The 2,438-nt window shown below is 51.7% G+C and carries 3 protein-coding genes; 2 read left to right on the top strand and 1 reads right to left on the bottom strand.

Translation table 11 applies throughout. The features are described from left to right. Positions 1-1,495: signal peptide peptidase SppA (sppA, locus tag ABYT30_RS18425; RefSeq protein WP_373097973.1), on the top strand; the 1,495-nt coding region annotated here is incomplete at its 5' end. Between the two features lie 42 nt (positions 1,496-1,537). Here the strand turns inward: sppA and glpE are convergent. Next, positions 1,538-1,861, bottom strand: a complete 324-nt coding sequence (gene glpE / locus ABYT30_RS18420) for a thiosulfate sulfurtransferase GlpE (RefSeq protein WP_373083423.1) — start codon at positions 1,859-1,861, stop codon at positions 1,538-1,540. Positions 1,862-1,902: 41 nt separating this feature from the next. Between glpE and ABYT30_RS18415 the strand changes: the two genes are divergently transcribed. Further along, positions 1,903-2,298: a diacylglycerol kinase family protein gene (locus ABYT30_RS18415; RefSeq protein ID WP_373083422.1), complete on the top strand. Its 396-nt coding sequence runs from the start codon at positions 1,903-1,905 to the stop codon at positions 2,296-2,298. Positions 2,299-2,438 lie beyond the last annotated feature (140 nt).

Raw genomic sequence — 2,438 nt, 5'->3', positions numbered from 1 at the left:
GCTCGATGAGCTCCAGCATATTGGCCTGAGTAAAACCTTGGAGTTGTCTGAGTCCATTAGCCGTTTCCGCGATAGCGGTAAAACCGTGGTCGCGACGGCCAGTCATTATGATCAAGATCAATATTTGCTGGCCAGTTTTGCCGATCAAATTTTTGTCCACAATATGGGCGGTGTTGGTATTGAAGGCTTTGCAGTTATTCGCAATTACTTCTTTGATGCAATTAATAAGCTCAAAATTCGGTTTCATGTTTTTAAAGTCGGCAGCTTTAAGTCAGCTGTTGAACCGCTGCTCCGCAATGATATGTCCGAGGCTGCGAAGGAGTCCAATAAGGCCTGGTTAGACCAGTTGTGGACGGTGTATCGCGATACTCTCATTTCTCGCCGGGGTATATCTGCTGAGAAGTTTGATTACTATGTAAATCATATTGACGAGGTGATGGCTAAGGTTGACGGCGACGCCGCCCAAGCGGCCCTCGATTATGGTTTGGTTGATGGCATAGTCAGTCGGCCCATGCTGCGAGCGATGTTGGTTGAGCGGGTCGGTGAAGATGAAGAGGGTGTTTATAAACATGTTTTTTATCGCGATTATCTCGCCTTAAGCCGTAGTTTACGGCCCGGTAAACCCGCTGGCGTTGGCGTTATAGTGGCCAGTGGTAATATTGTTGATGGCACCCAGCCGGCTGGTACGATTGGCGGTGACAGCTTGGCGAGCTTGATTCGTCAGGCCCGTCGCGACAAAGATGTGAAGGCCGTGGTGTTGCGTATCGACAGCGGGGGTGGCTCCGCCTTCGCTTCTGAGGTGATTCGCGCTGAGTTAGCACAGCTGCAGGAAGTGGGTAAGCCACTGGTTGTTTCTATGGGCAGTATGGCTGCGTCTGGGGGCTACTGGATTGCCGCCGGCGCTGATGAAATATGGGCTACCCCAGCGACCCTAACCGGTTCTATCGGTATTTTTGGCGCTTTTCCAACCGTGGATGAAATGTTGAGTGGTTTGGGCATCAGCACTGATGGCATTGGTACCAGCACAGTTGCGGGTAAGCTGCGACCCGATATTCCCTTGGACCCCATTTTAGAACGCGCCATACAGTCGGGTATTGAACACGGCTATCGTCGATTTATCAGTATTGTCGCGGATGGGCGAAATAAATTGGCGGAGCAGGTCGAGCCCATTGCCGAAGGGCGAGTTTGGAGTGGCATCGATGCCCAGCAGCTGGGCTTGGTCGACGAGCTTGGTGGCCTAAAACAAGCGGTGGCATCGGCGGCGGCTTTGGCGGGGCTGACAGATGTCCGGAGCCGAGTGCTGCGTCTGCCACTGAGCCCTGAAGAGGAGCTGATGCAGTTGCTACTTGGCTCTGGGATGGTTAAACAGATGTGGCAGAGTTCCTCGCCGGTCTTAAGTGCATTGAACAGTGTACTGCCAGCGTGGTCCTCGATGTTGCAGTTGCGGGATAGTCGCGGGCTATATGCTTTCTGTATCGCCTGTGTAGCGCCTTAAATAGTTGTAGTGCCCGCAGCGGATTGAAAACGCCGCTGCGGCTTACCCGGTAGTTGTCATTTGCGGGTAGAGTTGGCGCCACATTTCAAAGCCGCCGTCCATGCTATAGACCTCGGTAAAATCCTTTTCAACAAAATACTGGGCAGCGCTTTGACTGCTGTTGCCGTGATAACAATAAATAATGAGCGCTTGATCTGGGTCTGCGCTTTCAATAAATTGCTGAAGACTTTGATTGTCTAAATGACTGGCGGCCGGAATGTGGGCGCTGGCGTAGGATTGTTCGTCGCGAATATCCGCTAATTGGCAATTACCTGCGTTAAGCATGGCGTGGGCGTCTTGGGGCGAAATATGTTTAAAAGTAGGCATAATCGATGTCTGAATTACAATGAGGGAGTCATAGTACCGCGATGAGAGCAAAAACTGAACGCCGCCGGCGCGGCAGTGAATTTTCCGTTTTAGATCGGTTCACTAGCTTGCGTGATGCCTTAAATGGACTCGGTATTTTATTGGTAGAGCAACACAATGCGCGCATCCACTTTGTGGTGGCTATTTGTGTTCTAGCGCTGGGTTTATTAACGGGTTTAAGTGGCTTAGAGTGGATTTTGGTATTTGCGGCGATCGCCTTGGTGTGGATGGCTGAAGCATTTAATACCGCATTAGAATATTTGGCTGATGCAGCGGTTCCCGAGACGCATCAGCTCATTGGCAAAGCCAAGGACGTGGCTGCAGCAGGGGTGTTGATCAGTGCGGCATTTGCGAGTTTGGTCGGCCTTTGGGTATTTATTCCTGGCTTAATACGTTAACGCACCCCAGTACCACATTGAGGCGCGTTAACCCAGCCCCTTTAGAAATCCGCCGCGAGCTCGCGGCGTGATTTCGCCCCCGCAAGTCCGCGCACGTCCTCGAGCACCATATACATACAGGGTATCAGGATCAGGGTGAT

The organism is Zhongshania sp. (genome assembly GCF_041623545.1).
GTDB lineage: Bacteria > Pseudomonadota > Gammaproteobacteria > Pseudomonadales > Spongiibacteraceae > Spongiibacter.
Note: the sequence above shows the minus strand (reverse complement) of the source record. Positions and strands in the feature narration are given on the sequence as shown.